The organism is Candidatus Angelobacter sp. (genome assembly GCA_035607015.1).
Taxonomy (GTDB): domain Bacteria; phylum Verrucomicrobiota; class Verrucomicrobiia; order Limisphaerales; family AV2; genus AV2.
Window position 1 is genome coordinate 1 of record DATNDF010000438.1, and the last position, 2,745, is coordinate 2,745.

The following is a 2,745-nucleotide window of genomic DNA, read 5'->3' on the forward strand; positions in this document are numbered from 1 at the left end:
AATCGTCTTACGGAGACCAAAGCGTCCCGTCATCGGCGCGACTGGCAGGGTGCCGAGACGCGCGAAAGCCGAAGCGTTTCTCACCGAGTATGAAGGACCCCTCGGTATTTCCTTTGTGGCGAAATGAACTCCGAGCTCAGGACGGGCTGCCCCGGAATGACGCGCGGAGCTACCGAAAGCACACCACCGCAATCGCCAGCAGCGACAGCGTGATCGCGGTGGTCGCGAGTTGCGCGGACACCGCGGGCTGGCTGTGCCACTGCGCGATCTTTTCGGAGAGCGACAGCCGCGCGTCGTAGAACAGCGGCTCATGGCCATGCCTGACAAAGCTCGGGAATCTCTTCCAGAGCGACGGCATGACCAGCGCGTGAAAGAGGGAGGCCAGCACGACGAAGATCGCCGCTCCGGGGCTTCCAACGATGGCCTGATGCGAGCCGAACAGTTTCAGCATCAGCACGACGCCGGCATAGGTGGGCATGCCCAGGAACACGGCGCTGAGCAGAAAGCCTTCAAGGCGGTTCTTTTCAAGCATTTTCGTTTCGGGAACGGTGTTCATGATGGCGGCTTTCCAATTCACGGATGCCGCCACGCTAGAACAAAGTGGCCGCTAGCAGGCATGACGCGCATCACACGCCGTCTGCGTCATTCCGGGATGGTCCGGAAGGACCAGACCCGGAATCTCGAGATTCCGGGTTCGACCCTGCGGGTCGCCCCGGAATGACAGCCAAACTATTGCCGGTGCCTTAACGCGGCTGCCGCGGTTTCGGAGCGCATCCGCCACATCCTCAACCGAAGCAGCCGCAACTTGCCGGACAGGTCTCCCTGCCGGCAGATCGAAAATCAGCCGATGCTCGCTGCGCCGACCGCCAGCACCGACATGGTCAGCAGCGTCGTCACGAGCTGCAGCGAGGCCTTCGGCTGCACGCGCCAGCGCGCGATCTTCTCGGAAAAGGACAGGCTGGAATCGAAGAACAGCGGCTCGTAACCGTTCTTGAAGGCATTCGGGAATTTCGACCCGATCCATGGCGTCAGCATGGCGTAGACGAGCGAGGCGGCCACGGCGAAGAACACGGTGATCCCGCCCGCGCCGACGATCGCGTTCGTGCCCGAGACCTTCAGCAGCAGCACGGCCGTGGCGTAGATGGGAAGCCCCTGGAACAGGGCGGTGAGCACAAAACCTTCGAGCCGGTTTTGCGACGGCCTTTTCGAGTCCGAAATGGTGTTCATGGCGGCGGCTCCAGCGTGGGTCCGATTCGAGCCAAACCTAGAGGAGCGCGAGGGGGGTGCGACGTGATGTGTGTCACGTGTCAGCTACGTCATTCCGGGGCGATGCGAAGCATCGAACCCGGAATCTCGAGATTCCGGGTCTGGTCCTTTGGACCATCCCGGAATGACGACCGAAGTCATCCCGACCGCTTGTGGCTTGTATTCTGCACGAGATTGCCCTGCTCGGCCTGTTCGCGGGTATTGTGCTTCTCGTCGTCACGGTGACCCTTGGTGGTATCAAGGGGAACCGCGGGCGTGCTGCCGGGTCCCTTGTGACTCTGCGCATCCTCGGGAACGGGTTTGATGATCTTCTTGCGCGGCTTGGTCATTGGTCGTCTCCGCTGCTCAGAGAGCCAACGCGACATCCGCAGGCGTCGTTCCCGGATCGAAACGGCGTGAACATTTGCGTGGTTCGCGCCGCCGCGCCAAAAATCTGATTTCGCGAAATCCTCCAATATGTTCGCCGCGTGCAAGCCCTCGGCGCAAAAATATTTCTCTTCCGTTTTTCGGAAATGTATGATTTTCTCCCCGCATCCCGCCCGATAAGAGGGGCGTTGCGCACGTCACGAACGTTGCGGTGGGATGCGGTGGACGCGGGTGACGGCGAGAGACGACGCCTGAACGCGCGGACGGCGAAGTCGTGTGGTCCTGGCGCCCCGATGCTGGCGTCAAGTTGGCGACGATGCTAGCGCATCGCGCCGATGAAGGTGGCAAGAAAGCCCGGTCACCTGGGAGAGCGCGAAGTAAGTCGTAAACCACTGCGCAGGGAAAGCCGGCGTTGCTCCGGTTCACCTGTGGTCCTACCCCCGTGCTTTTTTGTTGCACGGGGCCCACGGGTGCGATCGGCACCCGGCTTTCCTGCGCCCTCCTTTCGAGGGTGACGTTCGCAAGACCCGGACGCAGATCGCGCCGCGGGACTGCAAAGCTGTGCGTCTCTCCATTGTGCCGCATGTGGCGCTATGGATTGCTTCGTCGCTTCGCTCCTCGCAATGACGACAAGTTGCTGTTTGAAAATCGAATCAGAAACGAGACGGGTGACGACGCGTGGCTCACCCCCGCTCACATCTTCCCCTGCGCGTCCTGCGGCTGGCCGTGCCGCTGCTGCTCCCGTTCCCGCTTGTTGGCGACGTGGCGGCCGTAGAGACAGCCGGCGGCGGCACCGAGCACGCCGTGATGACCGGCAAAATGTCCGGCAGCGCCGCCGACGATGGCGCCCTTGATGCAGCCCTTGGCGTCGGCGGCGGTGGACGCCAGCGCCAGCGCGGCGATAGCGAACGCAGCGAATACGGTTCTCATGAACATGTCTCCGGGTGGATGGCTGCAGCTTCAACCGCAACCAGCGGCCCAGGTTCCGGCAACGGCGCGCGCCCGGAGCGGCATGAGACCAGGCGCGGCGGTCGCCCGTGACAGGCCGTCAAGCTGTCTTTTCGGCGAAAAACACCAGTGGTTGTATTGACGCGATGATTGGCATTTGCACAA

General features: G+C 62.4%; 4 protein-coding genes. All 4 read right to left on the bottom strand.

Going from position 1 to position 2,745, the window contains the following annotated elements:
- Positions 1-169: 169 nt before the first annotated feature.
- Positions 170-556: a hypothetical protein gene (locus VN887_17690; GenBank protein HXT41845.1), complete on the bottom strand. Its 387-nt coding sequence runs from the start codon at positions 554-556 to the stop codon at positions 170-172.
- Positions 557-840: 284 nt separating this feature from the next.
- Positions 841-1,227 carry a hypothetical protein gene (locus VN887_17695; protein HXT41846.1) on the bottom strand — a complete coding sequence of 129 codons (387 nt, stop codon included), beginning with the start codon at positions 1,225-1,227 and terminating at the stop codon, positions 841-843.
- 176 nt (positions 1,228-1,403) lie between these two features.
- Positions 1,404-1,595 carry a hypothetical protein gene (locus VN887_17700; protein HXT41847.1) on the bottom strand — a complete coding sequence of 64 codons (192 nt, stop codon included), beginning with the start codon at positions 1,593-1,595 and terminating at the stop codon, positions 1,404-1,406.
- Between the two features lie 730 nt (positions 1,596-2,325).
- Entirely contained in the window at positions 2,326-2,562 is a 237-nt protein-coding gene (locus VN887_17705; protein HXT41848.1) for a hypothetical protein, read from the bottom strand.
- Between the last annotated feature and the right edge of the window lie 183 nt (positions 2,563-2,745).